25 protein-coding genes and 1 riboswitch are annotated in these 25,247 nt (G+C 74.7%); of the genes, 5 read left to right on the top strand and 20 right to left on the bottom strand.

The genetic code is table 11. From position 1 onward, the window contains the following. Positions 1 to 10: 10 nt before the first annotated feature. Genes argH through argC form a run of 7 tightly spaced genes read right to left on the bottom strand, consistent with a single transcriptional unit; the run spans position 11 to position 7,573 of the window. On the bottom strand, positions 11 to 1,498 hold the full coding sequence (gene argH, locus BLU42_RS04730; RefSeq protein WP_091073474.1) for an argininosuccinate lyase: 1,488 nt from the start codon (positions 1,496 to 1,498) through the stop codon (positions 11 to 13). Beyond that, complete coding sequence (locus BLU42_RS04725; protein ID WP_091073473.1) at positions 1,495 to 2,022, bottom strand: arginine repressor; 528 nt, start codon at positions 2,020 to 2,022, stop codon at positions 1,495 to 1,497. The genes argH and BLU42_RS04725 overlap by 4 nt, the downstream gene beginning before the upstream one ends. After that, positions 2,019 to 3,005, bottom strand: coding sequence for an ornithine carbamoyltransferase (gene argF / locus BLU42_RS04720; protein ID WP_091079394.1), 987 nt, complete (start codon positions 3,003 to 3,005; stop codon positions 2,019 to 2,021). Before argF ends, BLU42_RS04725 begins: the two co-directional genes overlap by 4 nt. A gap of 23 nt (positions 3,006 to 3,028) precedes the next feature. Continuing rightward, positions 3,029 to 4,249, bottom strand: coding sequence for an acetylornithine transaminase (locus BLU42_RS04715; protein WP_091079390.1), 1,221 nt, complete (start codon positions 4,247 to 4,249; stop codon positions 3,029 to 3,031). Positions 4,250 to 4,260: 11 nt separating this feature from the next. After that, positions 4,261 to 5,370: an acetylglutamate kinase gene (argB, locus tag BLU42_RS04710; protein WP_091073472.1), complete on the bottom strand. Its 1,110-nt coding sequence runs from the start codon at positions 5,368 to 5,370 to the stop codon at positions 4,261 to 4,263. Next, positions 5,367 to 6,536: a bifunctional glutamate N-acetyltransferase/amino-acid acetyltransferase ArgJ gene (argJ, locus tag BLU42_RS04705; protein WP_091073471.1), complete on the bottom strand. Its 1,170-nt coding sequence runs from the start codon at positions 6,534 to 6,536 to the stop codon at positions 5,367 to 5,369. The genes argB and argJ overlap by 4 nt, the downstream gene beginning before the upstream one ends. Then, complete coding sequence (argC, locus tag BLU42_RS04700) at positions 6,533 to 7,573, bottom strand: N-acetyl-gamma-glutamyl-phosphate reductase (RefSeq protein ID WP_091079385.1); 1,041 nt, start codon at positions 7,571 to 7,573, stop codon at positions 6,533 to 6,535. The genes argJ and argC overlap by 4 nt, the downstream gene beginning before the upstream one ends. Before the next feature lie 121 nt (positions 7,574 to 7,694). Here argC and BLU42_RS04695 point away from each other — a divergent pair, with 121 nt between their 5' ends. After that, positions 7,695 to 8,717: a cytochrome P450 gene (locus BLU42_RS04695; RefSeq protein ID WP_197680616.1), complete on the top strand. Its 1,023-nt coding sequence runs from the start codon at positions 7,695 to 7,697 to the stop codon at positions 8,715 to 8,717. Continuing rightward, the gene (locus BLU42_RS21010) at positions 8,645 to 8,938 is read left to right on the top strand and encodes a cytochrome P450 (RefSeq protein WP_231918442.1); all 294 of its coding nucleotides are present in this window, start codon (positions 8,645 to 8,647) and stop codon (positions 8,936 to 8,938) included. Before BLU42_RS04695 ends, BLU42_RS21010 begins: the two co-directional genes overlap by 73 nt. A 12-nt stretch (positions 8,939 to 8,950) precedes the next feature. Here the strand turns inward: BLU42_RS21010 and pheT are convergent, their stop codons facing one another. Together pheT and pheS are read right to left on the bottom strand one after the other, a co-directional pair. Further along, positions 8,951 to 11,458 carry a phenylalanine--tRNA ligase subunit beta gene (gene pheT, locus BLU42_RS04690; protein WP_091073470.1) on the bottom strand — a complete coding sequence of 836 codons (2,508 nt, stop codon included), beginning with the start codon at positions 11,456 to 11,458 and terminating at the stop codon, positions 8,951 to 8,953. After that, complete coding sequence (gene pheS, locus BLU42_RS04685) at positions 11,455 to 12,564, bottom strand: phenylalanine--tRNA ligase subunit alpha (protein WP_091073469.1); 1,110 nt, start codon at positions 12,562 to 12,564, stop codon at positions 11,455 to 11,457. Before pheS ends, pheT begins: the two co-directional genes overlap by 4 nt. Positions 12,565 to 12,748: 184 nt before the next feature. On the opposite strand from pheS, the gene BLU42_RS04680 reads away from it, so the two are divergent. Next, positions 12,749 to 13,357 (top strand): dihydrofolate reductase family protein, encoded by a 609-nt coding sequence (locus BLU42_RS04680; RefSeq protein WP_091073468.1) that lies wholly within the window; start codon positions 12,749 to 12,751, stop codon positions 13,355 to 13,357. Positions 13,358 to 13,394: 37 nt separating this feature from the next. Here the strand turns inward: BLU42_RS04680 and aqpZ are convergent, their stop codons facing one another. Continuing rightward, a complete protein-coding gene (aqpZ, locus tag BLU42_RS04675; protein ID WP_091073467.1) occupies positions 13,395 to 14,174 on the bottom strand; it encodes an aquaporin Z in 780 nt (259 codons plus the stop codon). Positions 14,175 to 14,468: 294 nt separating this feature from the next. Between aqpZ and BLU42_RS04670 the strand changes: the two genes are divergently transcribed. Continuing rightward, positions 14,469 to 17,195 (top strand): helix-turn-helix transcriptional regulator, encoded by a 2,727-nt coding sequence (locus BLU42_RS04670; RefSeq protein WP_091073466.1) that lies wholly within the window; start codon positions 14,469 to 14,471, stop codon positions 17,193 to 17,195. A 10-nt stretch (positions 17,196 to 17,205) separates the two neighbouring features. On the opposite strand, the gene BLU42_RS04665 is transcribed toward BLU42_RS04670, so the two are convergent. The 5 genes from BLU42_RS04665 to BLU42_RS04645 form a co-directional block, all read right to left on the bottom strand. Further along, a complete protein-coding gene (locus BLU42_RS04665; RefSeq protein WP_091073465.1) occupies positions 17,206 to 18,003 on the bottom strand; it encodes a TrmH family RNA methyltransferase in 798 nt (265 codons plus the stop codon). Positions 18,004 to 18,010: 7 nt separating this feature from the next. Next, complete coding sequence (rplT, locus tag BLU42_RS04660; RefSeq protein WP_091073464.1) at positions 18,011 to 18,400, bottom strand: 50S ribosomal protein L20; 390 nt, start codon at positions 18,398 to 18,400, stop codon at positions 18,011 to 18,013. A 75-nt stretch (positions 18,401 to 18,475) separates the two neighbouring features. Beyond that, positions 18,476 to 18,676: a 50S ribosomal protein L35 gene (rpmI, locus tag BLU42_RS04655; protein ID WP_172825751.1), complete on the bottom strand. Its 201-nt coding sequence runs from the start codon at positions 18,674 to 18,676 to the stop codon at positions 18,476 to 18,478. Positions 18,677 to 18,807: 131 nt separating this feature from the next. Beyond that, positions 18,808 to 19,623, bottom strand: a complete 816-nt coding sequence (infC, locus tag BLU42_RS04650) for a translation initiation factor IF-3 (protein WP_331715256.1) — start codon at positions 19,621 to 19,623, stop codon at positions 18,808 to 18,810. A 275-nt stretch (positions 19,624 to 19,898) separates the two neighbouring features. Beyond that, positions 19,899 to 20,438, bottom strand: coding sequence for an SseB family protein (locus BLU42_RS04645; RefSeq protein ID WP_091073462.1), 540 nt, complete (start codon positions 20,436 to 20,438; stop codon positions 19,899 to 19,901). A 104-nt stretch (positions 20,439 to 20,542) separates the two neighbouring features. Between BLU42_RS04645 and BLU42_RS04640 the strand changes: the two genes are divergently transcribed. After that, entirely contained in the window at positions 20,543 to 21,043 is a 501-nt protein-coding gene (locus BLU42_RS04640; protein ID WP_091073461.1) for a hypothetical protein, read from the top strand. A 19-nt stretch (positions 21,044 to 21,062) separates the two neighbouring features. Here BLU42_RS04640 and BLU42_RS04635 read toward each other — a convergent pair whose 3' ends face one another. From BLU42_RS04635 to mshC, 5 genes are all read right to left on the bottom strand, one after another. Then, positions 21,063 to 21,578, bottom strand: a complete 516-nt coding sequence (locus BLU42_RS04635; protein WP_091073460.1) for a PH domain-containing protein — start codon at positions 21,576 to 21,578, stop codon at positions 21,063 to 21,065. A 44-nt stretch (positions 21,579 to 21,622) separates the two neighbouring features. After that, positions 21,623 to 22,468: an ATP phosphoribosyltransferase gene (hisG, locus tag BLU42_RS04630; protein ID WP_091079378.1), complete on the bottom strand. Its 846-nt coding sequence runs from the start codon at positions 22,466 to 22,468 to the stop codon at positions 21,623 to 21,625. A gap of 107 nt (positions 22,469 to 22,575) precedes the next feature. Continuing rightward, the gene (locus BLU42_RS04625; protein WP_091073459.1) at positions 22,576 to 22,851 is read right to left on the bottom strand and encodes a phosphoribosyl-ATP diphosphatase; all 276 of its coding nucleotides are present in this window, start codon (positions 22,849 to 22,851) and stop codon (positions 22,576 to 22,578) included. Between the two features lie 40 nt (positions 22,852 to 22,891). Then, positions 22,892 to 23,599, bottom strand: a complete 708-nt coding sequence (gene pnuC, locus BLU42_RS04620; RefSeq protein WP_091073458.1) for a nicotinamide riboside transporter PnuC — start codon at positions 23,597 to 23,599, stop codon at positions 22,892 to 22,894. A 92-nt stretch (positions 23,600 to 23,691) separates the two neighbouring features. Continuing rightward, positions 23,692 to 23,832: riboswitch (FMN riboswitch) on the bottom strand. 91 nt (positions 23,833 to 23,923) lie between these two features. Beyond that, positions 23,924 to 25,177: a cysteine--1-D-myo-inosityl 2-amino-2-deoxy-alpha-D-glucopyranoside ligase gene (mshC, locus tag BLU42_RS04615; protein ID WP_091073457.1), complete on the bottom strand. Its 1,254-nt coding sequence runs from the start codon at positions 25,175 to 25,177 to the stop codon at positions 23,924 to 23,926. Positions 25,178 to 25,247: the final 70 nt, after the last annotated feature.

Genomic DNA, 25,247 nt, shown 5'->3' with positions numbered 1-25,247 from the left:
GTCGCCAACCCTAAGCGTCGGTCCCGGGCCGGGCTCCCACGTTTCCCGCCGTGCCGTCGGCCCACGCCTTCGCCTGCCCGAGTGCCGTCTCCACCTCGTCCAGCTGCTCGCGCACCCGGACGGTCGCGGTGCCGCCGCGGCCGTCACGGCTGTCGATCGAGCCCGTGACCGTGAGGACGTCCAGCACCTCCGGGCGCAGCAGCGGCGACACCTCGCCCAGCTGCTTCGGCGTGAGGTCGGACAGCTCCAGGCCCCGGGCCTCGCAGTAGCGCACCGTCTCCCCGGCCACGTCGTGCGCGACGGCGAACGGGACCCGCTCGCGCACCAGCCAGTCGGCCAGGTCGGTGGCCAGGGAGAAGCCACGCGGGGCCAGGCTTGCCAGCCGCTCGGTGTCGAAGGTGAGCGTGCCGACCATCCCGGCCACGGCGGGCAGCAGCACCAGGAGCTGGTCGACCGCGTCGAACAGCGGCTCCTTGTCCTCCTGGAGGTCCCGGTCGTACGCCAGCGGGAGCCCCTTGAGCGTGGTGAGCAGCCCGGCGAGGTGCCCCACCAGCCGGCCCGCCTTGCCGCGCGCGAGCTCGGCGATGTCGGGGTTCTTCTTCTGGGGCATGATGCTCGACCCCGTCGACCAGGCGTCGTCCAGCCGGGCGAAGCCGAACTCGTAGGTGCACCAGAGGATCACGTCCTCGGCCAGCCGGGACAGGTCCACCCCGACCTGGGCGAGCACGTACGCCGCCTCGGCCGCGAGGTCGCGCGCCGACGTGCCGTCAATCGAGTTCGGCACCGAGGAGGCGAAGCCCAGCTGCTCGGCCACGAAGGTCGGGTCGAGCCCGAGGGAGGTGCCGGCCAGCGCCCCCGAGCCGTACGGGCTCTCGGCGAGCCGGCGGTCGAGGTCACGCATCCGGTCGACGTCGCGCAGCAGCGGCCAGGCATGCGCCAGCAGGTGGTGCGAGAGCAGCACCGGCTGCGCGTGCTGGAGGTGCGTGCGTCCCGGCATGGGGGCGCCGAGGTGCGTCGTGGCCTGGTCGTGCAGCGCGGTGACCACCTCGGCCGCCGCACCGGCCACGAGCCGCAGGTGGTCACGCAGCCACAGCCGCAGCAGGGTGGCGACCTGGTCGTTGCGCGAGCGCCCGGCCCGGAGGCGACCGCCGAGCTCGGCCCCGACGACCGCGGTCAGGCGGCGTTCGAGGGCGCCGTGCACGTCCTCGTCGTCCTCGCCGGGCGCGAAGGCGCCGCTGGCGACCTCCTCGCGCAGCACGGAGAGGCCGTCGAGCATGCCGGCGAGCTCGTCGTCGGTGAGCAGCCCCGCCCGGTGCAGGGCTCGGGCGTGGGCGACGGAGCCGTCCAAGTCGTACGGAGCGAGGCGCCAGTCGAACTGGGTCGAGCGGCTCAGCGCGGCCATCGCCGGGGCGGTCCCACCCGCGAAGCGGCCGCCCCACAGGCGTCCGGCGTGCTCGGCGGTCCCCGCCGTCGCGGTCGGGGTCGGGGTGTCGGTCACGGGGTCTCCCTGGGCTTGCCGGTCTCGCTCATCCGCACGAGGTCGGCGGCCAGCGACTCGCCGCCCTCCGGGCTGCGGGTGATGAGCAGGATGGTGTCGTCGCCGGCGATGGTGCCGAGCACCGACGTCCAGCCGACGCGGTCGAGGGCGGAGGCGAAGTACTGGGCCGCGCCGGGCGGGGTCCGCAGGACCACGAGGTTGGCCGAGGCCTCGACCGAGACCAGCACCTCCTGGCAGAGCCGGGCGAGCCGGACCTCGAACGTCGCGAACTCGCCCACGAGCGGGGTGCGGTCGCCCCCGTCGGCGGGGACCGCGTACACGAGGTGGCCGCCGGCCCCGCGCACCCGGAAGGCGCCGAGCTCCACGAGGTCGCGCGAGAGCGTGCCCTGGGTGACGTGCAGGCCCTCGGCGGCGAGCAGCTCGCCGAGCTCGGTCTGGGAGCGGACCTGCTGGCTGCCCAGGAGGTCGACGACACGCGCGTGCCGGGCGGCCTTCGTCGGTGCCGCCCCCCGCGTCACGGTCACGCCGTCCCCGCGACGGGCGCGGCCTCGTCGCCGACGGCGAGCAGGCCGCTCGGCCCGACGAGCCCGGAGCGCTCGAGGAGGAAGGCGAGCACGGCCTTCTGGGCGTGGCGCCGGTTCTCGGCCTCGTCCCACACGACCGAGCGCGGGCCCTCGAGGACCTCGGCGCTGACCTCCTTGCCGCGGTAGGCGGGCAGGCAGTGCAGGAACAGCGCGTCGCCGTCCGCGTGGCCCAGGAGCGCGTCGTCGACCTGGTAGGCCGCGAAGGCCGACTCCCGGTCGAGGCCGTCGTCCTCCTGGCCCATCGACACCCAGGTGTCGGTCGCGACCGCGTCGGCCCCGGCCACGGCCTCGGCCGGGGAGTCGGTCACGGTGACGCTGCCGCCGGTGGTGGCCGCGAGGGCCTGCGCCCGCTCGACCAGCGCCGGCGAGGGGTGGAAGCCCTCGGGCGCGCCGACCCGGACGTGCATCCCGGCGGTCACCCCGCCGAGGAGGTAGGAGGCCGCCATGTTGTTGGCCCCGTCGCCGACGTAGGCGAAGGTCAGCCCGGGCAGCGGCCGGCCGTGCTGCCGCAGCGTCTGCAGGTCGGCCAGGATCTGGCAGGGGTGGTAGTCGTCGGTGAGCGCGTTGACCACCGGGACGCCGGCGTACGCGGCCATGGTCGCGAGGTCGTCCTGCGCGAAGGTACGCCAGACGATCGCGGCCGTCTGACGGCCCAGCACGCGGGCGACGTCGGGGATGGTCTCCCGCTTGCCGATCGCGGCGAGACGCCCGTCGACCATCATCGGGAAGCCGCCCAGCTCGGCGATGCCGGCGCTGAACGACGCCTGCGTGCGCAGCGTCGGCTTGTCGAAGATCACCGCGACGCTGCGTGGGCCGGCCAGCGGACGGGTCGCGTACGGGTCGGTGCGCAGCCGCTCGGCGAGGTCGAGGACCTCGGTCTGCTCGGCCTGGGTGAGGTCGTCGTCGGCGAGGAGGTGCCGCATCCCGGGCAGCGAGGTCGGGGTGCTCACGAGGCGGCCCCGGACGCGGCGTCGAGCAGGCCGGGCAGGGCCTCGACGAACGTGTCCAGCTGGGCGGGCGTGACGACCAGCGGCGGCGCGATCCGCAGCACGTGCGGGCGCGGCGCGTTGATCACGAACCCGGCCTCGAGGGCGAGGTCGGCCACGGCCGGTCCGACGTCGGCGTTGAGCACGATCCCGCGCAGCAGACCCCGGCCGCGGACCTCGGAGACCAGCGGGTGGCCGAGGCCCATGACCACCGACACCAGGTGCTCGCCGGTCGCGGTGACCTGGTCGAGCAGCCCGTCGCGCTCGATGACGTTCATGACGGCCAGGCCCGCGATCGCCGCGACGGGGTTGCCGCCGAACGTCGACCCGTGGCTCCCCGGCTGCAGCATCGTCGCCGCCCGGCCCGTGGCGATGCACGCACCGATCGGGAAGCCGTTGCCGAGCCCCTTGGCCAGCGTGACCACGTCGGCCCGCACGCCCTGGGCGGTGTGCACGAGCCACGAGCCCGTGCGCCCCATGCCGGTCTGCACCTCGTCGATCCAGAGCAGCGCGCCCGCGGCGTCGCACAGCTCGCGGGCCCGGGCCAGGTAGCCCGCCGAGGGCACGACGACCCCGTTCTCGCCCTGGATCGGCTCGAGCACCACGGCCGCCACCGTCTCGTCGACGACGGCGGCGAGGGCCTCGGCGTCGCCGTACGGCACGAAGGTCACCTCACCCGGCAGCGGCTCGAACGGCGCACGGTACTTCGGGTTGTGCGTGACGGCGAGCGCGCCCATGGAGCGGCCGTGGAAGGCGCCCTCGGTGGAGATGATCTTCGTGCGCCCGGTCATCCGGGTGAGCTTGAAGGCCGCCTCGTTGGCCTCGGTGCCGGAGTTGGTGAAGAAGACCTTGGCGTCGTCGTCGCCGGTCAGCCCGGCGAGCCGGGTCGCCAGCGCGACCTGGGCCGGGGTGGCGAAGAAGTTGCTGACGTGGCCCAGCGTCGAGATCTGCCCGGTCACCGCGGCCAGCACGGTCGGGTGGGCGTGGCCGAGGGCGTTCACGGCGATGCCGGCCAGGAGGTCGAGGTGGCGCCGGCCGTCAGCATCCCAGACGTAGCAGCCCTCACCGCGCACGAAGACGCGCTTGGGCGGGCCGAAGGTGTTCATGACCGAGTGCGCGTACGCCTCGAGCACGCCGGCCGAGCCCCGCGGGGCGGGACCGGCCAGCTCGGCGCTGACCATGACGTCGCTGCTCACGACAGTCCTCCTACGTCATCGAGGGCGGAAGGTTCGGGTGCCGAAGGTCCAGACCCGTGCACCGGCTGTGGCCCGGCCGGCTCCGCGGTCCCGGTCCCGGTCTCGGACGCGGACGCGGACGCGGCCCGGCTGACGTCGCCGTTCGCGTACTCGTGCGGCGGGATGCCCTCGGCGGCCGAGAACACGCGGCTGCCCAGGCGGACCAGGCCGTCCTGGGTGACCATCGTGCCGATCCCGGAGTTGGTGAAGATCTCCAGCAGCAGCGCGTGCGGGACGCGGCCGTCGGTGACCGTGGCCCGGGTGAGGCCGCCCTCGACGGCGCGCAGGCAGGCCTCCATCTTGGGCACCATGCCCGACTGGAGCGAGGGCATGAGCTCGCGCAGCTCGGACGCGCTGAGCTCCTCGATCACCTCGGTGGAGGACGGCCAGTCGCGGTAGAGGCCTTCGACGTCGGTCAGCACGACGAGGCGCTCGGCCCCCAGGGCGACGGCGAGCGCGGCGGCCGCGGTGTCGGCGTTGACGTTGTGGACCACGCCGTGCGCGTCGGGGGCGATGCTGGCCACGACCGGGACGCTGCCGGAGTCGATCAGCCCGCGGATGGCCTCGGTGCGCACGTGCGCGACGTCGCCGACGAGGCCGAGGTCGACCTCCTCGCCGTCGACGACGGTGCCGCGGCGGGCGGCGGTGAAGAGCCCGCCGTCCTCGCCGGACAGCCCGACCGCCAGGGTGCTGTGCGCGTTGATCAGCCCGACCAGGTCGCGGCCGACCTGGCCGACCAGCACCATCCGGACGACCTCCATGGCCTCCGGCGTGGTGACCCGCAGACCGCCGCGGAACTCCGAGGCGATGCCGAGCCGACCCAGCATCGAGCTGATCTGCGGACCGCCGCCGTGCACGACCACGGGGTGCACGCCGCAGCGCTTCATGAAGACGATGTCGGAGGCGAAGGCGCGCTTGAGGTCGTCGTCGACCATCGCGTTGCCGCCGTACTTGATCACGACGGTCTTGCCGACGTAGGTCTCCAGCCACGGGAGCGCCTCGGTGAGGATCGAAGCCTTCTCGACCAGGGAGAGCGCCTCCTCGGAGCGCGGTGATGCGTGGCTCATGTGGAGTACTCCGCGTTCTCCTTGACGTAGTCGTACGTCAGGTCGTTGGTCCAGATCGTCGCCGCCCCGCGGCCGTTGCGCAGGTTGATCGTCACGCGCACGTCGCGGCCGGAGAGGTCCACGAGCGAGCGGTCGTCGCCGATCGAGCCGTCGCGGCAGAGCTCGACGCCGTTGAAGGCGACGTCGATGCGGTCGGGCTCGAAGTCGGCGCCCGTCGTGCCGATGGCTGCGAGCACGCGGCCCCAGTTCGGGTCGCCGCCGAAGATCGCGCACTTGAAGAGGTTGCTGCGGGCCACGGCGCGGGCGACCTCGAGCGCGTCGGCCTCGCTGGCCGCGTGCTGGACCTCGATCGCGATGTCGTGGCTCGAGCCCTCGGCGTCGCGCAGCAGCTGCATCGCCAGGTCCTGGCAGGTCTCGCTCAGCGCGGCCTGGAAGTCGTGCGGCGCCGGCCGGACGCCGGATGCGCCGCTGCTCATCAGCACGACGGTGTCGTTGGTGGACATGCAGCCGTCGCTGTCGACGCGCTCGAAGGACGTGGAGCACGCGCGCCGCAGGTGCTCGCCGGCCGCCTCGGCGTCGATCACCGCGTCGGTGGTGATCACGACGAGCATCGTGGCCAGGCCCGGGGCGAGCATGCCCGCGCCCTTGGCCATGCCACCGACCGACCAGCCCTCGTCGGCGTAGCCCGCCGTCTTGGCGACGGTGTCGGTGGTCATGATCGCGCCGGCCGCCACCGCGCCGCCGTCCTCGGCGAGCGCACCCGCCGCGGCCGTGACGCCGGCGGTGAGCAGGTCCATCGGCAGCCGGACGCCGATCAGCCCGGTGGAGCAGACGGCGACGTCGCCGGCACCGACCTCGACGCCGTCGCGCCGGCCCAGCTCGGCGGCCACGTGCTCGGCCGTGCGGTGCGCGTCGGCGAATCCGTCGGGTCCGGTGCAGGCGTTGGCGCCGCCGGAGTTGAGGACCACGGCGTGCAGCCGGCCGTCGGCCACGGCCTGCTGCGACCAGAGCACGGGCGCGGCCTTGACGCGGTTGGTCGTGAAGACGGCCGCGGCGACCTGGTCGGGACCGGTGTTGACCACGAGCGCGAGGTCGGGACGACCGCTGGGCTTGAGGCCGGCGGTCACGCCCGAGGCGAGGAAGCCGGCGGCGGTGGTGACGCTCACGGAGCCACCCCCACCCGCGGCAGACCGGTGGTCTCGGCGAGCCCGAGGCTCAGGTTCATGCACTGCACGGCGCCTCCTGCGGTGCCCTTGGTGAGGTTGTCCAGGGCCGCGACGGCGACGAGCCGCCCGGCCGCGCGGTCGACGGTGACCTGGACCTGCACGACGTTGGAGCCGAGCACGGACTGGGTCTGGGGCCACTGGCCGGGCGGCAGCAGCTGGACGAAGGGCTCGTCGGCGAGCCGCTCGGCGTACGCCGCGTACGCCGCCTCGGGCGTCAGGTCGGGATCGGCGAGCGGGGCGGTGCAGGTCGCGAGGATGCCGCGCGACATCGGCACCAGGACCGGGGTGAAGGAGAGCGTGGGCGCGGCGGCCGTGGCGCCGGCGACGCGGAGGTTCTGGAGGATCTCCGGGGTGTGCCGGTGGACGCCCCCGACCCCGTACGCGCTGGCCGAGCCCATCAGCTCCGCGCCCAGCAGGTGCGGCTTGAGCGACTTGCCCGCCCCGGACGGCCCGCTGGCCGCGACCACGACGACGTCGTGGCCGTCGACGAGGCCGGCGGCGACGGCCGGGAAGAGCGCCAGCGTGGCCGTCGTCGGGTAGCAGCCCGGCACCGCGACCCGCCGCGACCCCGCGAGGACGTCGCGCTGGCCGGGCAGCTCGGGCAGCCCGTACGGCCACGACCCCGAGTGCGGGCTGCCGTAGAACTGCTCCCAGGCCCCCGCGTCGGTCAGCCGGAAGTCGGCCCCGCAGTCGATGACCACGACGTCGGGACCGAGCGGCTCGGCGACCGCCGCCGACGCGCCGTGCGGCAGGGCCAGGAAGACCACGTCGTGCCCGGCGAGGACCTCGGGCGTCGTCGCCTCGACCACGCGGTCGGCCAGCGGCGTCAGGTGGGGCGAGACGTCGCCCAGGCGGGACCCGACGCTGCTCGACCCGGTGAGCGCGCCGACCTCCACGTGCGGGTGGGACAGCAGCAGCCGCAGCAGCTCGCCCCCCGCGTACCCGGTCGCCCCCGCGACCGCCACCTTCACGACCATGCGCATGACTATGCCATGAGCGACAAGTTCATGCGAAGCGGGTCCGCGTCGCGGTCGGTGCGCTGCGGGCGCGCACCATGGATCCTGTCCGGGCAGGGGCCCGGCGGCGCAGGAGGTCGGCATGAACCCGGTGGTCGGTCTGCTCCACCAGCTGGTGGTCACGCGGTCGGCGGTCACGTGGCACGCCTGGCGCGAGCACGACCCCTTCGCGCGGCTGAACCTGGCCGAGGGCCGGCGCGACCCGTACGCCCTCTACGCCGAGGTGCGTGCCGCCGGCGAGGTCGTGCCGAGCCCGACGATGGGCTTCCAGACCGCGAGCCACCACGTCTGCCGCGAGGTCCTGCGCGACCGCCGCTTCGGGGTCCAGGCCGACGACGGCCCGCGCGGCAACGGCCAGCTGTCGCTGCTCGAGCTCGACCCGCCCGACCACACGCGGCTGCGGCGGCTCGCCGCGCCGGCCTTCTCCCCTCGGGCGCTGGCCGGCTACGACGACCGGATCACGCGCGTCGTGGACGGCCTGCTCGACGCGCTGCCCGCGACCGGCCCCTTCGACCTCGTCGCGGGGCTCGCGGCGCCCCTGCCGATCGCGGTGATCACGGACCTGCTCGGGGTCCCCGAGGCGTACACCGCCGACTTCGGCAAGCACGGGGCGACCATCGGGAGCGCCCTGGCCGGGCCGCAGTCGCTGGCCCACGTCGCCCGCCTGATCGCGGCGGACCGGCAGCTCCAGCGCGTGCTGACCGAGGTCTTCGCGCTCCGGCGCCGCGAGCCCGGCGACGACGTGGTGAGCCGGCTGCTCGCCGCGGAGGGCGACGGGCTGCGCCCCGAGGAGCTGCGGCCGCTGTGCATGCTGCTGCTGCTCGCGGGCTTCGAGACGACGGTGAACCTCGTCGGCAACACGGTGCTCGCCCTCCTCGACCACCCCGACCAGTGGCGGGCCGTCGCCGACGACCCGACTCTGGCTGCGGCCGCCGTCGAGGAGACGCTGCGCTGGGACCCGCCGGTCCAGCGGACCCTGCGCATCCCTCGGTCGACGTCGAGCTGGCGGGCACCACGGTGCCGGCGGGCTCGATGCTGCTGCTCTACCTGGCCGGGGCCGGTCGCGACCCCGCCGCCTTCGACGACCCGGACCGCTTCGACGTGAGCCGCACGGGCGGCGCAGAGCACCTCGCCTTCTCCGCGGGCGTCCACTACTGCCTCGGCGCTCCGCTGGCGCGCACCGAGGCCGTGACGGCCGTGCGCCGGCTGGCGGAGCGCTTCCCGCGCCTGGAGCGGGCCGGTCGCCTGCGTCGACGCCGCGGGACCGTCATCCGCGGTCCCGTGGAGCTCGTGGTCGGGCAGCCGGCCCGTGCGCTCGCCGCCTGAGCGCGGACGCCGTCACTCGGTCCGCTGCACCGCCCCCAGCTCGGCCGTCGCCACCACGGCGGCGTCGCGCGCGGCGGCGACCTCGGCCGCGGTGAGCGTGCGGCCGTCGGCCCGGAACCTCAGCGCGTACGCCAGCGACTTGCGGCCCTCGCCGATCTGCGTCCCTCGGAAGACGTCGAAGAGCTCGAGCGCCTCGAGCAGCGGACCGGCGCCGCGGCGCAGCGCGTCGGCCACGTCCTCGGCGGCCACGCCCTCGTCGACGACCAGGGCCACGTCCTCCTTGGCCACCGGGTAGGACGACAGCGCGGCGATGTCACCGCGGTCGGGCGCGCCGGCGAGCAGGACGTCGAGCTCCAGCTCGAGCGCGCTAGTCCGGGGCGGGAGCCCGTACGCGGCGCAGACCTGGGGGTGCAGCTCGCCCGCGTGGCCGACGACCACGTCGGTCTGCGCCAGACGCAGCTCGGCGCAGCGGCCCGGGTGCCACGGGGCGAGCTCGACCGGACGGCGGTCGAGCGTCGTGCCGACCGCGGCGGCCGCCTCCTCGGCGAGCGCGACGGCCTGCGTCCACGAGGCCGGCCGAGCCGGGCCCTGCCAGCCCGCGCGGACCCAGTCCCCGGTCAGCACCGCGGCGAGCATCCGCGGCTGGTCGCCCAGCGCGTCGTCCATCCGCGCGAGGTCGGCCTCGTCGGGCCGGCGGTCCACCGGCGGACGGGGGGCGACGAGCGGCTCGCCGGGCGCGAAGAAGGCCGACCCGGTCTCGAACAGGGCGAGGTCGTCCAGCCCGCGGCTGGTGTTGCGGGTGACCGCGGTGAACAGGCCGGGCAGCAGCGTGGTGCGCAGCGCCGGCTGGGTGTCCGACAGCGGGTTGAGCAGCACGTTCAGCGCGCGGCGACGGTCGTCGGCCGGCAGGCCGAGCCGGTCGAGGTCGGCCGCCGACGTGAAGGGGAAGCTGAGCACTTCGACGGCACCCACGGCCGCGAGCCGCGTCGTGACGGCGCGCCGGTCGCGCTGCGAGCGGGTCAGCCCGCGCCCGGGCGGGGCGAGCGGGACGACCGGGGTGATCGTGTCGAATCCGACCAGGCGGCCGACCTCCTCCACGTGGTCGTACGGGTCGCGCAGGTCGGGACGCCAGGTGGGCGGCGTGACCTCGAGGACCTCACGCCCGTCGCCGTCGGACGGCAGCAGGCGCACCTGCTCACCCACGGCGGCGAGCAGCTCCTCCACGCGCGCATGCCCGACCGGCGTGCCGAGGACGCGCTGCGGCAGGTCGGCGGGCAGGCGCGTCGCGGGCGGGGTGGGCACCGTCCCGACGACGGTCTCCCCCGGCTCCAGCGTCCCGCCGCCGAGCTCGACGAGCAGGGCAGCCGCCCGGTGCGCGGCCGCGTAGCCCGCCGCGGGGTCGACGCCGCGCTCGTAGCGCCGCGAGGCCTCCGAGGAGAGCCTGTGGCGCCGCGAGGTGCGGGCGAGGGTGAGCGCGTCGAAGGCCGCAGCCTCGATGACGACCGCGGTGGTCGAGGCGGTGACCTCGCTGGCCGCGCCGCCCATGACGCCGGCGAGCCCGATCGGTCCCGAGTCGTCGGCGATGACCAGGTCGGACTCGTCGAGCGCCCGCACGGTGTCGTCGAGCGTGCGCAGCTTCTCCCCGCGCCGGGCCTGCCGGGCGACGACCGCGCCCGCGAGCGCGGCCGCGTCGTAGGTGTGCAGCGGCTGGCCGGTCTCGAGCATCACGTGGTTGGCGACGTCGACGACGAGGGAGATGGGGCGCATCCCCGCCAGCTGCAGGCGACGGGTCAGCCACCGCGGGCTCGGCCGGGACGGGTCGAGACCGGTCACGGTGAGCGCCGTGAACACGAGGCAGGCGTCGGACTCGATCGCGACGGGGTGGCCCTCGGAGCGCGGGGCCGGCACCGGCCGGTCGACCGGGTCGGTGAAGGCCGTGCCGGTGGCCTGGGCCGCCTCACGGCCGAGGCCGCGGATCGACAGGCAGTAACCGCGGTCGGGGGTGACGGCGATGTCGAGGACCTCGTCGTCGAGCCGGAGCACGGGACGGGCGTCCTGGCCGGGCACGGGCTCGGCCTCGCCGGGCGCGGCGGTGAGGACCATGATCCCGGAGTGGTCGTCGCCGAGACCCAGCTCCTTCGCCGAGCAGATCATGCCGTCGGACACGTGGCCGTACGTCTTGCGCGCGGCGATCTCGAAGTCGCCGGGCAGGCGGGCGCCGGGCAGGGCGACGACGACGAGGTCGTCGACGGCGAAGTTCGGGGCGCCGCAGACGATGCCGCGCGGGTCGGCCTCACCGACGTCGACCGAGCACCAGCGGATCGTCTTGCCGTTCTTGTGCTCCTCGGGGGTGAAGGCGAGGACGCGGCCGATCACGACCGGGCCCTGCACGTCGGCCCCGGCCTCCTCGACGGTCTCGACCTCGAGGCCGGCCCGCACGAGGGCGTCCGACAGCTGCCGGCCGGTGAGGTCGGCGGGCAGGGCCGCGACGTCGCGCAGCCAGCTGACCGGCGCCCTCATCGCGCGGTCCCCACGAGGGAGCGGCTGAACCGCACGTCGCCCTCGACCATGTCGCGCATGTCCTCCGCGTTGTTCCGGAACATCAGGGTCCGCTCGACGCCCATGCCGAAGGCGAAGCCGGAGTACTCCTCGGGGTCGATGCCGCAGGCCGCCAGCACCCGCGGGTTGACCACCCCGCAGCCGCCCCACTCGATCCAGCCCTCGCTGCGGCAGGTCTTGCAGGGACGGTCGGGGTTGCCGACGGAGTCGCCGTGGCAGACGAAGCAGAGCAGGTCGACCTCGGCCGACGGCTCGGTGAAGGGGAAGTAGTTGGGGCGCATGCGCGTCCGCGTCTCCCCGAACATCGACCGCGCGAAGTGGTCGAGCGTCCCGCGCAGGTGCGCGAGCGTGATGCCGCGGTCCACCACCAGCCCCTCGATCTGGTGGAAGACGGGCGTGTGCGTCGCGTCGTACTCGTCGGCGCGGTAGACCTTGCCCGGGCAGACCACGTAGATCGGGGGCTCGCGGGTCAGCATGGTGCGCGCCTGCACCGGCGAGGTGTGGGTGCGCAGGACGCGGTTGGTGCCCTCGGGGCCGACGAACAGCGTGTCCTGCATCGTGCGGGCGGGGTGGTCGGGCACGAAGTTCAGGGCGTCGAAGTTCAGCCACTCGGCCTCGAGCTCGGGGCCCTCGGCGACCTCCCAGCCCATGGCGACGAAGACGTCCTCGACGAGGTGCATCAGGCCGGTGATGGGGTGCACGGCGCCGACGGGACCCAGGGCGACGGGCAGGGTCACGTCGACCCGCTCCTCGCGCAGCGTGCGCTCGAGCTCGGCGGCGACGACCTCGGCCTCGCGGGCCTTGAGCGCGGCGTTGATGGCCCCGCGCGCACGACCGATGCGGGCCCCGGCGTCCTTGCGCGCCTGGGGCGGCAGCGCGCCGATCTCGCGGTTGGCGAGCGCGATCGGCGAGCGGTCCCCGGCGTGCGCCAGGCGGGCGGCCTTGAGGTCGGCGGTGCTGGTCGCCTCCGCGAACGCCGCCTGCGCCGCCGCGACCATCGCCTCCACCTCGTCGGCGTTCAACGGGGTGACCTGGACCGGGTCGTAGGTCTTGTTGGGGCCGGACATGGGTGGGGCGCTCGACTCTCTCTCGGCGTACGGGCCCCGACAGTCTAGGAAGCGCGGAGGCGACGGCCTACCGGGTTCCGCTCCGCGTCCGGCGCGGGCGGGGGCGTCGAGCGGGTGCGCCCCGGCGAGGCGACGACCCGGCGCCGACCCGATGAGTCCGACGTCGTGCGGAGGTCGGAGCGCCATGACCACCGACTGCCACGTCTCGATCTCCCTCGACGGCTACCTCGCCGGGCCCGACCAGAGCCTCGAGCACCCGTTGGGGGTGGGCGGGCACCGGGTGCACGCCTGGCACCTGACCGCGGACTTCGCCAACGACGCCGACGCCGACGCGTCGGCCGACCTGCAGCGCCCGCGCGGCGCGTACGTCATGGGCCGCAACATGTACGGCCCGGTGCGCGGGCCGTGGGAGTCCTTCGGCCGCGACTGGCGCGGTTGGTGGGGCGACGAGCCGCCGTACCGCGCGCCGGTCTTCGTGCTCACGCACCACCCGCACGACGACGTCGTGGTCGGCGCGACGACGTTCCGCTTCGTCACCGACGGCTTCGAGGCCGCGTACGCACGGGCGCTGCAGGTGGCGGACGGCCGGGACGTCCGCGTGACGGGCGGGGCCTCGACCGTGCGGCAGGCCTTCGCTGCCGGGGTGCTGGACGAGATCACCCTCGACGTGGCCCCGGTGCTCCTCGGCTCCGGCGAGCGGCTCCTCGACGGCGTCGCCGACCCGGGCCTGGAGCTGCTGTCGGTCAGCTCCTCGCCGCTCGCCACGCACCTGCGCTACCGGGTCGGCCGCTGACGGACGGCACGCGGGTCCCGTCAGCGGCCACCGGTGCTCAGGCCCGGTGCGCGCGGGTGCGCTCCGGGTTGTTCGCGACGCCCTCGTCCAGCGTGCTCTTCGCCGCGCCGGTGATGGCGGCGTAGCTGGCGCCCGCGATGACCGCGCCGATGATCGGCGCGATGATGAACAGCCACAGCTGCGACAGCGCGGCGGGGCCCGCGAACCAGGCCACGGCGATCGAGCGGGCCGGGTTCACCGAGGTGTTGGTGACCGGGATGCTGATCAGGTGGATCAGGGTCAGCGCGAGGCCGATCGCGACCGGGGCGAAGCCCTTGGGTGCCCGGTCGTCGGTGACGCCGAGGATCACGTAGAGGAAGGCCGCGGTCAGCACGATCTCGGTCAGCAGCGCCGCCCCCAGGCCGTACCCACCCGGTGAGTGCGCGCCGTAGCCGTTCGCGGCGAAGCCGCTCTCGGACGCGCTGAAGCCGGCCCTCCCGCTGGCGATGACGAAGAGCACGGTGGCCGCGAGCGTGCCGGCGACGACCTGCGTGACCACGTAGGGCAGCACGCTCTTCCACGCGAAGCGCTTCGCGACGGCCAGCCCGATGGTGACGGCCGGGTTGAAGTGACCGCCGGAGACGTGGCCGAAGGCGTACGCCCCGGTCAGCACCGTGAGCCCGAAGGCGAGGGCCACGCCGACGAAGCCGATGCCGAGCTGGACGCCGTCGTCGCCGAGGAACGTCGCGGCGAGCACCGCGCTGCCGCAGCCGCCGAAGACGAGGCCGAAGGTTCCGAGGAACTCCGCGCCGAGCCGGGCGCGAAGACGTGCTGCCATGAGAGCTCCTGTGGGGCGGCGGTGTGTCAGAGAGGAGGACGCCACCACGGCCCGATGAGTCACGGATCTCGGTGGGCGGGGCTTCGACGCCCCGCAGTCTGTGCCCGGAACGCTCGGCGTCGCGGAGACCACGACCGCTGAGCCGCGCCGCCGGCCGTCCGCCGCGCCAGGGCCGCCCGCCGAGGCGGCCCCGCACCGGGCCGCGTCGGGGCGCATCCGGCCGGACCACGAGGAGAGGAACACTCGTGGGACGCCGGGCGGCGTACGCACGACGACGGCGGACCGGGGAGGGACGTGGCGGACATCCCGGCGGGTGCCGGACCCCTGGTCGGGCGCGACCGGGTGCTGGAGCGGGTGCGCCGCGTGGCCGAGAACCGCGGACCGACCGGCCGGAGCCTCCTGGTGACCGGTCCCCCCGGCTCGGGGCGGACGTCGCTGGTGGCGACCGCGCTCGCCGACCTCGACGGCGAGGTCGTCTGGTTCGCCGGCAGCGCGACGGTCGACGACGAGCCGTGGTCCACCCTCCGCAGCGCCCGCGGGACCTTCCGCTCCGTGCCCGGCTTCCTCGGCAGCGGCGGCGACGAGGTCGTCGCCCGGGCCCTCGCCGGCGAGTCCTCGACGGTCGAGGTCGCCCGCGCCTTCGCCCGCCACTACCAGTCGCTCCCGCCCCGGCCCGGCGCCGTGGTCCTCGTGGCCGAGGACGTGCACCGCTTCGACCCGCAGTCGCGCGCCGTGCTCCTCCTCCTCGCCCACGTCAACCACACCTTCGACATGTCGTACGTGCTCACCTGCCCCACGCGTGCGCTGCCCGAGGACGCGCTGGACCTCGACCGCGTGCAGCTCGGGCCCCTGGACGCCGGCGCGACGCGCGAGGCCCTGCACGCGTGGACCGGTCGACCGGTCGGCACCGATGTGGCGGCGGAGCTCGCCCGGCTCACCGACGGCAACCCCCGCCTGCTGCGTGAGATCGCCGGCCAGGTCGGTCCCGAGCAGCTCGAGGGCCGCCGGACCCTGCCCCTGCGCCTCCCCCTCACCCCGACCAGCGCCGCCGTCGCGTCCGGGCCGCTGCAGGACCTGGACGTCGACGCGCTGCGGACGCTCGCCTGCTTCTCCCTCGGGCTGCCGGTGCCCGTCGTCGTGCTGGAGCGCGCGGTCGGGCTCGGTCCCGTCGACGCCCTGGTCGACGCGAACCTCCTCGAGGCGGTGCCCGAGGGCTACCGCTGCACCAGCGCCCTGCTCGGACGTACGGCGGAGGCGCGGCTCGACGCCGCGACGCGCCACGCGCTGGCGGGCGCCCTGGCGTCGGCGTGGTCGGTGCTCGACCCCGTCCGAGCCGCGCTGCACGCGGTCGACGAGGGGCTCCCGAGCGAGGAGGTGCTCGAGCGCGGCCGCCGGGCGCTCGCCACGACTGCGGGAGCGAGCTCAGCGGCCGACGACCGGCTGGCCGAGGCCCTGGCGTGGGCCGTGGTCGCCCGGGCGGAGCCCCCGACCACGAACGACTGGCTGGTCCTGGCCGGATGCGCCGAGCGCGCCGGGCACCTCGCCGACGCCCGGGACGCCTTCGAGCACGCCGTGCACGCCTCGGCCATCGACGAGGAGGACCTTCCGCTGCTGACCCGGACGCGAGGGTTCCTGAGCCAGGTCACGGACGACCGGACGCTCGTCGTCCCGTCGACGACGCTGCTCTCCTCCCTCGAGCTCGTGCACCCGGCCGTCGTCTTCGAGACGATGACACGCACGGCCTGGAACAGCCTGCTGGCCGGTGCGCCCGACCAGGCGCGCCTGTACCTCGACCGCGCCCGTCAGGCGAGCCGGGCGGCCCGCCCGGAGGACCGGGCGCTCTGGCGCCTGGTCGACACGGGCTGGCAACGGGCGGCCTCGGGCACGGGGACGGACGAGGCGCTGCGCGAGGCCGCCCTGCGCTGGCGCGACTGCACCGGCGCCCGACCCTGGTACGACGACTTCCTGCTGGTCACGACGCTCGTCGAGGCCCACGCGCTGGCCGACGCCCGGCAGCACCTCTTCGTCGCCGGCAGCGCGCACCGGCACGCCGGCCGCCTGGGCCGGTACTTCCTGCTCGCCGCGCGGCTGGAGCTCGAGGTCGCCGGGTCGCAGGTCGCCGCGGCGCTGGCCACGGTCGAGGAGCTGGCGGGGCACGAGGTGGCCGGGCCGGTGCACGTCCGGGGTCTCGCACCGGCCCTGGTCCGTCTGGAGACGCTCGCCGACCTGCCCGCCGGCACCCTGGTCGACGGTCACGACGGCTCCGCGTCGGAGCCGGCGGCGCTCGCCCGGGCCGAGGCCGAACGGGCGCTGGTCCGGGGCCGGCACCGGGAGGCGGCCGTGGCGCTGACGGCGCTCCTGCGGGCCGAGCCGCCGCTGCCCGAGGAGGCGCGTCGGGCCGTGCTGGCCGACCTCGTGGAGGCCCAGGTCGCGGCCGGGGACCTCGCGGGGGCCCAGCAGTCCTTCGTCCGCTCCACGTCCGGGACCGGTGGCCCGGCGACGGACGCGGCGACGACCCGGGCCGCGGCGCTCGTCGCGTCACCCTTCGAGACGCGCGGCGCCTTCGCGCGGGCCCTGGCGGCGGCTGAGGCCGAGGACGGTCTTCTGGGCCGGGCGCGGACGCTGCTCGCCCTCTCCCGACGCCTGGGGGCGGTCGGGGCCGAGGACGAGGCCGCGGGCCTGCGCGAGGAGGCCGCGCTGGTCTTCGCCCACCTGGGCGCCGAGGGCTGGGCGCGGCACGCGCGCGAGGCCGAGCCGCCGCCGCAGGACCCGGGCGCCCAGGACCGGTTGCTGGACACCCGGCTCGACGACCACGAGGCAGGCATCGTGCGGCTGCTGCTCCTGGGCCAGAAGAACAAGGAGGTCGCCGCCCGGCTCTACGTCTCGCTGCGCAGCCTGGAGAAGTCGCTCACCCGGATCTACGCCAAGACCGGCGTCGCGTCCAAGGCGCAGCTGCTGGCCCTCGTCCGCGCCGAGGACGGCGCCGGACGGCCGACGGGCCCGCGCTCGGCCGTCGGCTGACGGGACCCGGTCAGGCGGCGCGCTGCGCCGACGCGCTCGTCCACAGGCACACCGCGGCGGCGGTGGCGAGGTTCAGGCTCTCGGCGGCCCCGTACAGCGGGACCCGGACCACGCGGTCGGCCAGGGCGCGGTCCTGCTCGGGCATCCCCCACGCCTCGTTGCCGAACACCCACAGCGTCGGCGCGGCGAGCACGCCGGAGCTCGACAGGGAGGCGAGGTCGTCCTCGCCGCTGCCGTCGGCGGCGAGGACCTGCAGGCCCGCGGCGCGGGCGGTCGCGACGACCTCGGCCAGGTCGGCCCCCACGCTCACCGGGAGATGGAAGAGGCTGCCGACGCTCGCGCGCACAGTCTTGGGGTTGGTGAGCTCGACCGAGCCGGTGCTCAGCACGACCCCGTCGGCGCCGAAGGCGTCCGCGCAGCGCACGACGGTGCCGGCGTTGCCCGGGTCGCGGACCTGCGCGCAGCAGACGACGAGCTGCGCACCGGGGCGTACGGCCTGCCCGAGGCCGACGTCGACGCGGCGGCAGACGGCCACGACCCCCTGCGGCGTCACCGTGTCGGTCAGGGCCGCGAGGTCGCGGCCGGCCAGCGGCGAGACCCGGACGCCCGCCTCGAGGGCCAGCGTGCGCAGGTCGGCGAGCCGGGCCGAGGCGGCGGGCTCGACGTAGAGGTCGGTGACGGCCCCGGCCCGCAGCGCCTCGCGGACGGCCTGGGGTCCCTCGGCGAGGAAGAGCCCGGCCGCCTCACGCTCCTTGCGGCGCGTGAGCCGGCCGGGCCCGGGACGATCCCTCGACGGATCGGCGTGCAGGACGACCTCAGGCCGCGCTGGGCGCGGTCTCGGCGGTCTCCGCCGGGGCCGCCGCCTTGGCCACCGCGACGAGCGCGGCGAAGGCCGGCGCGTCGGAGACGGCCAGCTCGGCGAGGATCTTGCGGTCCACCTCGACGCCGGCGGTCTTGAGACCGGCGATGAAGCGGTTGTAGGTCATGCCCTCCGCGCGGGCCGCGGCGTTGATCCGCTGGATCCACAGCTTGCGGAAGTCGCCCTTGCGGGCGCGGCGGTCGCGGTAGGCGTAGACGAGGGAGTGGGTGACCTGCTCCTTCGCCTTGCGGTAGAGACGCGAGCGCTGCCCGCGGTAGCCGGACGCCTGCTCGAGGACCTCACGACGCTTCTTCTGCGCGTTGACTGCGCGCTTGACGCGTGCCATCGGTGTTCCTTACTGGTCTGGGGGCCGGGCGCGCTCGTCAGCGCCCGGCGGGAGGGAGGTGGTGGAGGAGGTCGCTCAGCCGCGCTTGCCGAGCATGCGGCGCACCTTGGCCGCGTCGCCCGGAGCGAGGACCGCGTCGCCGGTGAGCCGGCGGGTCTGCGAGGTCGGCTTGTGCTCGTTCAGGTGCATCTTGCCGGCCTTGCGGTGCATGACCTTGCCGGTGCCGGTGAACCGGAACCGCTTCTTCGCACCGGAGTGCGTCTTCATCTTCGGCATCTGCCGCTCCACTTCTGTCCCACACCCGCGCTCGTCGCGCGGGCCTGTCACGTCCCGCCGGGGGCTGCCCCGGCGGGTCCTTCGTCGTTCGTGCTGCTGGGTCCGGACCTCGCGGTCCGGGGTCCCCGACCTCAGAGGTCGATGTCGGGGTCCATGTTGTCGGCGGGGCCGCGACGACGCTGCTTCGGCTCCGCCTGGGCGGCGACCTGGGCCGCGTGCGCCGCACGCTGCTCGGCGGCCGCGGCGGCCTCGGCGTCGAGACCGGCCTGGCGGTCGGCCATGCGGCGCTCACGCTCGACGGCGGCGTCGACCTTGGCCTCGGTCTTCTTCTTGTGCGGGCCGAGAACCATGATCATGTTGCGCCCGTCCTGCTTGGGCGAGGACTCCACGAAGCCGAACTCGTCGACGTCGGCGGAGAGCTTCTTGAGCAGGTTGTAGCCCAGCTCGGGACGCGACTGCTCGCGACCGCGGAACATGATCGTGATCTTGACCTTGTCCCCGCCCTTGAGGAAGCGCACGACGTGACCCTTCTTGGTCTCGTAGTCGTGGCTGTCGATCTTGGGGCGGAGCTTCATCTCTTTGATGATCGTGTTCGTCTGGTTACGGCGGCTGTCCCGCGCCTTCTGCGCGTTCTCGTACTTGAACTTGCCGTAGTCCATGAGCTTGGCGACCGGCGGGCGGGCCATCGGCGCGACCTCGACCAGGTCGAGCTCGGAGTCGTGGGCCAGCTGCAGGGCGGTCTCGATCTTGACGATCCCGACCTGCTCCCCCGCGGGTCCGACGAGGCGGACCTCGGGGACGCGAATGCGGTCGTTGATTCGCGGTTCGGTGCTGATATGTCCTCCAGGTGGTTGTGGTGCTCGTGCTGCCGCGGCGTTCCGTCCCGGTCGCTCGGCCGGCTCGACGTCGCGCAGACCCGCCGCGGGAACGAGAAAGGGTCCTCGCACCGCGTGCGAAGACCCTGAGCACCAACGACCGCCGGCGCGTGCGCCGGCGGCGATGGACCGACCCGACCACCACGCTCCGGCTGGCGGAGGGGTCGTACGGGTGGGAGATCAGGTCTCCGCTTGCGGGTCCGGCGCGTGCGCCAGACCGGTCGGAACAGATGCTACCACCGGTGGGACACCTCGGGCCAAGCCCGAGCAGGTCCCGGGCGGAAGCCCGACAGGGCTGTCAACGCCGGTGCGCGCCCCGCTGTTCCCGCGCGAGGCGCGGTCGCGGTTCAGCCGGCCGCGCCGGGCTCCCCGGCCTCGTCGACGGGGACGGCCCAGCCGAAGCCGCCCTCGTCGAGCTCGACCAACCGGTGGCCCTGCGCCAGCGCGTCGAGGACCTCTCCGTCGATGGCCAGCGGAAAGGGACCGGAGACGTCGACCAGGACGGTGTCCACGCCCTCCGCGCGGGCGGTGCGCGCGGCGAGGTCGATGGTCACGGGCACGGGACGGGCGTCGGCGCGCCAGGTCGTGAGCGCGTCGAGCCCGGTGAACCCCAGCAGCGCACGACGGCCGTCGGCCGACTGGAGCATCACGACCGACATGTCGGCCTCCTTGTCCGACGACAGCCCCTCGGTCGTGGTCGCCGTCCGCGTGGCCGTCGCCACGACGGGCACCAGGACCCTGGTGGCGCAGAGCGCGGCGACGGCGCGCAGGTAGGGGGTCGTCCCGGGCTCGCGCACGGCGGCGGCGAGGGCGCGGCGGGCGGCGGGGTCGGCGAGGCCGTCGTCACCCGGGAAGGGCGACGGGGCGAGGGTGCGCTCGTGGACCATGCGGGCCACCGTACGTGGCCGGGCGAGCCGGGCGCCCCGCTCTCAGGGGCGCGCCCGGGCGTCTCCCCGATGCTCGGGCACGACGGCGGTGGCAGGCTTGGACGATGCCCGCCGCGGACGCCGTCCTCCTGCCCCTGGCCATCGGTCTGACCCTCGTCGGGCTGGTCGCGGTCGTCGTGTCCTTCCGGCGAGCACGCCGAGGTCGGGCGTTGCAGGGCCTCGCGCTCGCCCTCCTGCCCGCCGCGCTCTACCTCACCGGGCTGCTGCGGCTCGTGTGGGACGCGGTCGTCGCGGTCGTGCGATGGGCGGGCTCGAACGTCTTCGACCTCGCCGCCTGGGTCGGCTTCGGGGTCCTCGGCCTGTGCGTGGTCCTCTGGGTCGTCGGCGGGATCGTGGCCCGGCGCAGCCCGAGCGCCAAGGAGGCCCGCGCCGCCCGCGCGGCCAAGGCCGCCGGCAGGACCCCCGCGCCCGTCGAAGCGGGTCGTGGTCAGGCGGCTCCCGCCGGGCGCGCCCCGGCCAAGCGAGCTGGGACAAAGCAGGCTCCGCTGCAGGACGACGACATGGCCGAGATCGAGGCCCTGCTCAAGTCCCGCGGGATCCAGTAGCCGACTCCCGGGACCCGGGTCAGGAGGGCGGAAGCCCTCGTCCGGAGCGCCGGAGCGACTCCTGCCGGAGCCTCCGGAGCTCGGCCACGGCCTGCTCCGCGTACGCGCCGTCGTGGGACTGGATGCCCACGAGGTGGCGCTTCTGGGTGTCGAGGTCCGGGGTGAAGGGCGTCTGGCCGTCGTCGCCCTCGGGTCGCAGCAGGGCGAAGGCCCAGGCGTCCCCCGGGCGCATCATCACGCGGTGCACCCGGTCCCAGGGCACGTGGTGGACGCGCAGGCCGTTGCGCACCCGCATCCCCTCGGCGTCGGCGCGCACCGAGCTCGCCGCCACCCCGACGACCACCAGCACCAGGGCGGCCAGGACGGCGAGCAGCGTGAGCAGCTGGAAGACGGTGAAGAGCACGCGGATCTCGCGCGGCAGCGCGAACCACCCGTAGAAGGTCAGCGCGACCAGGGCGGCGGCGATGAGGCCGGCGACGCCCCGCAGCCGCTTCGGGGCGAAGACGACCGCGTCCTTCCCGGGCGTCGGCGGCACCGGGGATCTGGAGGACTGAGCGGGCTCGGCGGGCACGGCCGCGCTCAGAGCCGGCAGGCGGCGATGTCGGTGACGAGGATCGCCCGGGCGCCGACGCTCCAGAGGTCGTCCATCACCCGCTGCGCCTCGCGCCGCAGCACCATGACGCGGACCGCTTTCCAGCCGTCACGGGCCAGGGGCGACACGGTCGGCCCCTCCAGCCCAGGGGTCACCGCACAGGCGTCGGCGAGCACCTCGTCGGCCACGTCGTAGTCCATGATCACGTAGTTCTGCGCGATGAGGACGCCGTTGAGGCGCCGCTCGAGCTGGTCGAGACCGGCGGGCACGGCCGCGTCGCGACGGCGGACGAGCACGGCCTCGCTGACCAGCAGCGGGTCGCCGAAGAGCTCCAGGCCCGCCTGGCGCAGGGTCGTCCCGGTCTCGACCACGTCGGCGATCACGTCGGCGACGCCGAGGCGGATGGCGGTCTCGACCGCGCCGTCCAGGGTGATCAGCCGGGCGGTCACGCCGTGCTCGGCCAGGTGCGCCTCCACCAGCCCCGGGTAGGACGTCGCCACCCGCAGGCCGTCGAGCGCGCGCACGTCGTACGCGCTCCCCGCGGGTGCGGCGAACCGGAACCGGCTGCGGCCGAAGCCCAGCGGCAGGACCTCGGTGACCGGGGCGCCGGAGTCGAGGAGCATGTCGCGGCCGGTGATGCCGACGTCGAGGGTGCCCTCCCCCACGTAGACGGCGATGTCGCGGGGACGCAGGTAGAAGAACTCGACGCCGTTCTCCTCGTCGAGGAGGACGAGCTCCTTGGAGTCGGTGCGCTGGCGGTAGCCCGCCTCGCGCAGCATGCTCGAGGCCGCCTCGGAGAGGGCGCCCTTGTTGGGCACGGCGACCCGGATCAGGCGGCGTCCGTCGTCTGGGCTGCCCGGGCTGGTCACGGCGTCATCCTAGGTGGGGCCGTCGCGGCCACCCTGTCCTTCTCAGCCGCCCGGTGACGCCGCGGCGCCGCTCACAGGTGCTCGTAGACGTCCTCGAGGCTCAGGTCGAGGGCGATCATCATGACCTGCAGGTGGTACAGCAGCTGGCTGATCTCCGTGGCCGCCTCGTCGCGGGACTGGTGCTCGGCGGCCATCCAGACCTCGGCGGCCTCCTCGACGACCTTCTTGCCGATCTCGTGCACACCGGCGTCGAGCCGGGCGACGGTCGAGGAGCCGGGCTCGCGGGCCGCCGCCTTGGCCTTGAGCTCGGCGAACAGGGTCTCGAAGGTCTTGGGCGTGCTGGTCACGGTCGGTCACCTTAGCCGGGCCGACCGCGACCGCTCCGACTCAGCCGACGGTCTCGATCACGGGGTCGGCGACGCCGGCCTCCTCGGCTCGACGACCGGCCCGCTCGAGGCGCAGCCAGGAGACGAAGCCGACGATGCAGAAGGCGCCGTAGACGATGTACATGATCGCGCTCGGGTAGTAGCCCGCGACCAGCAGCAGCGGCACGCCGACGACGTCGACGGCCACCCAGACGAGCCAGAACTCGACCCAGCCGCGCGCCATGCCGTAGGTCGCGAGGATCGAACCGGTGAGGATCCAGGCGTCGGCCGGGGCGTTGTAGGAGTGCAGCGCGCCGAGGATGAAGTAGAAGGCGACCCACAGCACCACGGCGCCGACCAGCAGCTCGAGGCGACCGCGAGTGCCGGCCCAGCGGACCTTGACCCCGGCGCCGCCGGAAGCGCCCTGCCGACGGAACTGCGCCCAGCGCACCCAGCCGTACACGCTGACGATGACGAAGAAGACCTGCCGGCCGGCCTGGCCCCAGAGGTCGGCCTTGCCGGCCTCGTCGAAGGGCCCGCCGAGCGCGCCGCCGACGAAGACGGTGAACAGCAGGACGTTGCCGACGATGCCCACCGGCCAGGCGGCGACGCGGCGCCGCATGCCGAGCAGCGCGCTCGCCAGCCCGAAGACGTTGCCGACGATCTCGCGCCAGTAGACGCCCGGGCCCCAGTCGAGCTTGGCCTCCAGCAGCCGGGTGAGAAGTTCCATGTCCTGTGCTCCGCTCCGTACGCCGCGGCGTCCGGGGTGCACAGGCACGCCCACGAGCACGCTCGGCTCCGAGCGGGCGCGTGGACAGGCTGCGGCGTGGTCCTCCCATCCGGACTCTCACCGTCGGTCGTGGAGTTTCACCACATCAACCGGACGCTGCTCCTGACGGAGCGGCGTACGGGTCGCGGACTGTCACCGCCGGCTCGGACTTTCACCGACCCCGGAACACGCGCGAGCTAGTTCAACTCGTTGTCCGCCCAGCGTACGAGATCGCGCGGTTATTCCGCAGCACGACCACCTCGACGTCGATCGGCTCCGGGATGGTCAGAGCACGACGCCCAGCAGCCCGTCCGCGAGCCGCGCGACGAGGCCGGGGGCCTCGGTGTCGTCGCCGTCCATCGCGAGCGACGCACCCGCCCAGGCATCCACCGCGGCGAGGGCGCGCGGGGCGTCCAGGTCGTCGGCCAGCGCGGCACGCACCTCGGCCAGCGTCGCCTCGGCGTTGAGGGCGCTGTCCAGCCGGACCGCCTCGCGCCAGGTCGCCAGCCGCTCAGCCGCGGCGGCGAGGTCGGCGTCGGAGTACATCCAGTCGGAGCGGTAGTGGTGCGCGAGCAGCGCGAGCCGGATCGCCATCGGGTCGACGCCGGAGCGGCGCAGCGCCGAGACGAAGACGAGGTTGCCGCGCGACTTGCTCATCTTCTCGCCGTCGAGCCCGACCATGCCGCTGTGCAGGTACGCCCGCGCGAACACCTCGCCGGTCGTCACCTGCCCCTCCACCGCCGACATCTCGTGGTGGGGGAAGACGAGGTCGCTGCCGCCGGCCTGCACGTCGAAGGCGGCGCCGAGCCGGTCGAGCGCGATCGCGGTGCACTCGACGTGCCAGCCCGGACGGCCGCGGCCGAAGGGCGAGTCCCAGGCCGGCTCGCCCGGGCGCTCGAGGCGCCACACCAGGGCGTCCAGCGGGTCGCGCTTGCCGGGCCGGTCGGGGTCGCCGCCCCGCTCGGCGAAGACCGGGCGCGCCTCCTCAGGGCTGAGGTGCGACAGCGACAGGAACGTCGGGTCCGACGCCTGCGCGAAGTAGAGGTCGGGGTGCTCGGGGTCGGTCGGGTCCTCGACGGCGTACACGAGCCCCTCGCGCCGGTGGCGCTCGATCAGCTCGACGATCATCGGGATCGCCTCGACCGCGCCGACGTAGCTGGCCGGGGCGAGGACGTTCAGCGCCTCCATGTCCTCGCGGAACAGCGCGATCTGCTCCTCGGCGAGCTCGCGCCAGTCGACCCCGTCCCGGTCGGCCCGCTCGATCAGCGGGTCGTCGACGTCGGTGACGTTCTGCACGTAGTTCACGAGGAGCCCGCTGTCGCGCCACACGCGGTTGAGCAGGTCGAAGCCGACGTAGGTGTTCGCGTGCCCGAGGTGCGTCGCGTCGTACGGCGTGATCCCGCAGACGTACATCCGCGCGGTCCCGCCGTCCGGCCCCACCTCGGCGAGGCCCTGCGCCTTCGAGTCGTACGCCCGCACGCGCGGCTGCTCGCCGGTCGCGGGGAGGTCGGGGACGGTTCGCGAACGCCAGGCCTGCACCGCAGCACCCTAGCCGCGCCAGCCCGACCGACCGCCCGGTCCCGCCGACGGAACTACGAGAACAGGACCA

Origin of the sequence: Microlunatus sagamiharensis, assembly GCF_900105785.1 — a bacterium.
Taxonomy (GTDB): Bacteria; Actinomycetota; Actinomycetes; order Propionibacteriales; family Propionibacteriaceae; genus Microlunatus; species Microlunatus sagamiharensis.
The sequence above is the reverse complement of the archived record's forward strand: the minus strand, read 5'-3'. Positions and strand labels throughout refer to the sequence as shown.

What these genes read in the sequence shown, in the direction of transcription:
- argF (WP_091079394.1), bottom strand. Translation starts at nt 3,005, where the DNA reads ATGCGGCACCTCCTCGCCGACGACGACCTCACCCAGGCCGAGCAGACC.
- BLU42_RS04715 (WP_091079390.1), bottom strand. Translation starts at nt 4,249, where the DNA reads ATGGTCAGCGCCGAGCTGGCCGGTCCCGCCCCGCGGGGCTCGGCCGGC.
- argB (WP_091073472.1), bottom strand. Translation starts at nt 5,370, where the DNA reads ATGAGCCACGCATCACCGCGCTCCGAGGAGGCGCTCTCCCTGGTCGAG.
- argC (WP_091079385.1), bottom strand. Translation starts at nt 7,573, where the DNA reads ATGGTCGTGAAGGTGGCGGTCGCGGGGGCGACCGGGTACGCGGGGGGC.
- BLU42_RS04695 (WP_197680616.1), top strand. Translation starts at nt 7,695, where the DNA reads ATGAACCCGGTGGTCGGTCTGCTCCACCAGCTGGTGGTCACGCGGTCG.
- BLU42_RS21010 (WP_231918442.1), top strand. Translation starts at nt 8,645, where the DNA reads ATGCTGCTGCTCTACCTGGCCGGGGCCGGTCGCGACCCCGCCGCCTTC.
- pheT (WP_091073470.1), bottom strand. Translation starts at nt 11,458, where the DNA reads ATGAGGGCGCCGGTCAGCTGGCTGCGCGACGTCGCGGCCCTGCCCGCC.
- pheS (WP_091073469.1), bottom strand. Translation starts at nt 12,564, where the DNA reads ATGTCCGGCCCCAACAAGACCTACGACCCGGTCCAGGTCACCCCGTTG.
- BLU42_RS04680 (WP_091073468.1), top strand. Translation starts at nt 12,749, where the DNA reads ATGACCACCGACTGCCACGTCTCGATCTCCCTCGACGGCTACCTCGCC.
- aqpZ (WP_091073467.1), bottom strand. Translation starts at nt 14,174, where the DNA reads ATGGCAGCACGTCTTCGCGCCCGGCTCGGCGCGGAGTTCCTCGGAACC.
- rplT (WP_091073464.1), bottom strand. Translation starts at nt 18,400, where the DNA reads ATGGCACGCGTCAAGCGCGCAGTCAACGCGCAGAAGAAGCGTCGTGAG.
- rpmI (WP_172825751.1), bottom strand. Translation starts at nt 18,676, where the DNA reads ATGCCGAAGATGAAGACGCACTCCGGTGCGAAGAAGCGGTTCCGGTTC.
- BLU42_RS04645 (WP_091073462.1), bottom strand. Translation starts at nt 20,438, where the DNA reads ATGGTCCACGAGCGCACCCTCGCCCCGTCGCCCTTCCCGGGTGACGAC.
- BLU42_RS04640 (WP_091073461.1), top strand. Translation starts at nt 20,543, where the DNA reads ATGCCCGCCGCGGACGCCGTCCTCCTGCCCCTGGCCATCGGTCTGACC.
- pnuC (WP_091073458.1), bottom strand. Translation starts at nt 23,599, where the DNA reads ATGGAACTTCTCACCCGGCTGCTGGAGGCCAAGCTCGACTGGGGCCCG.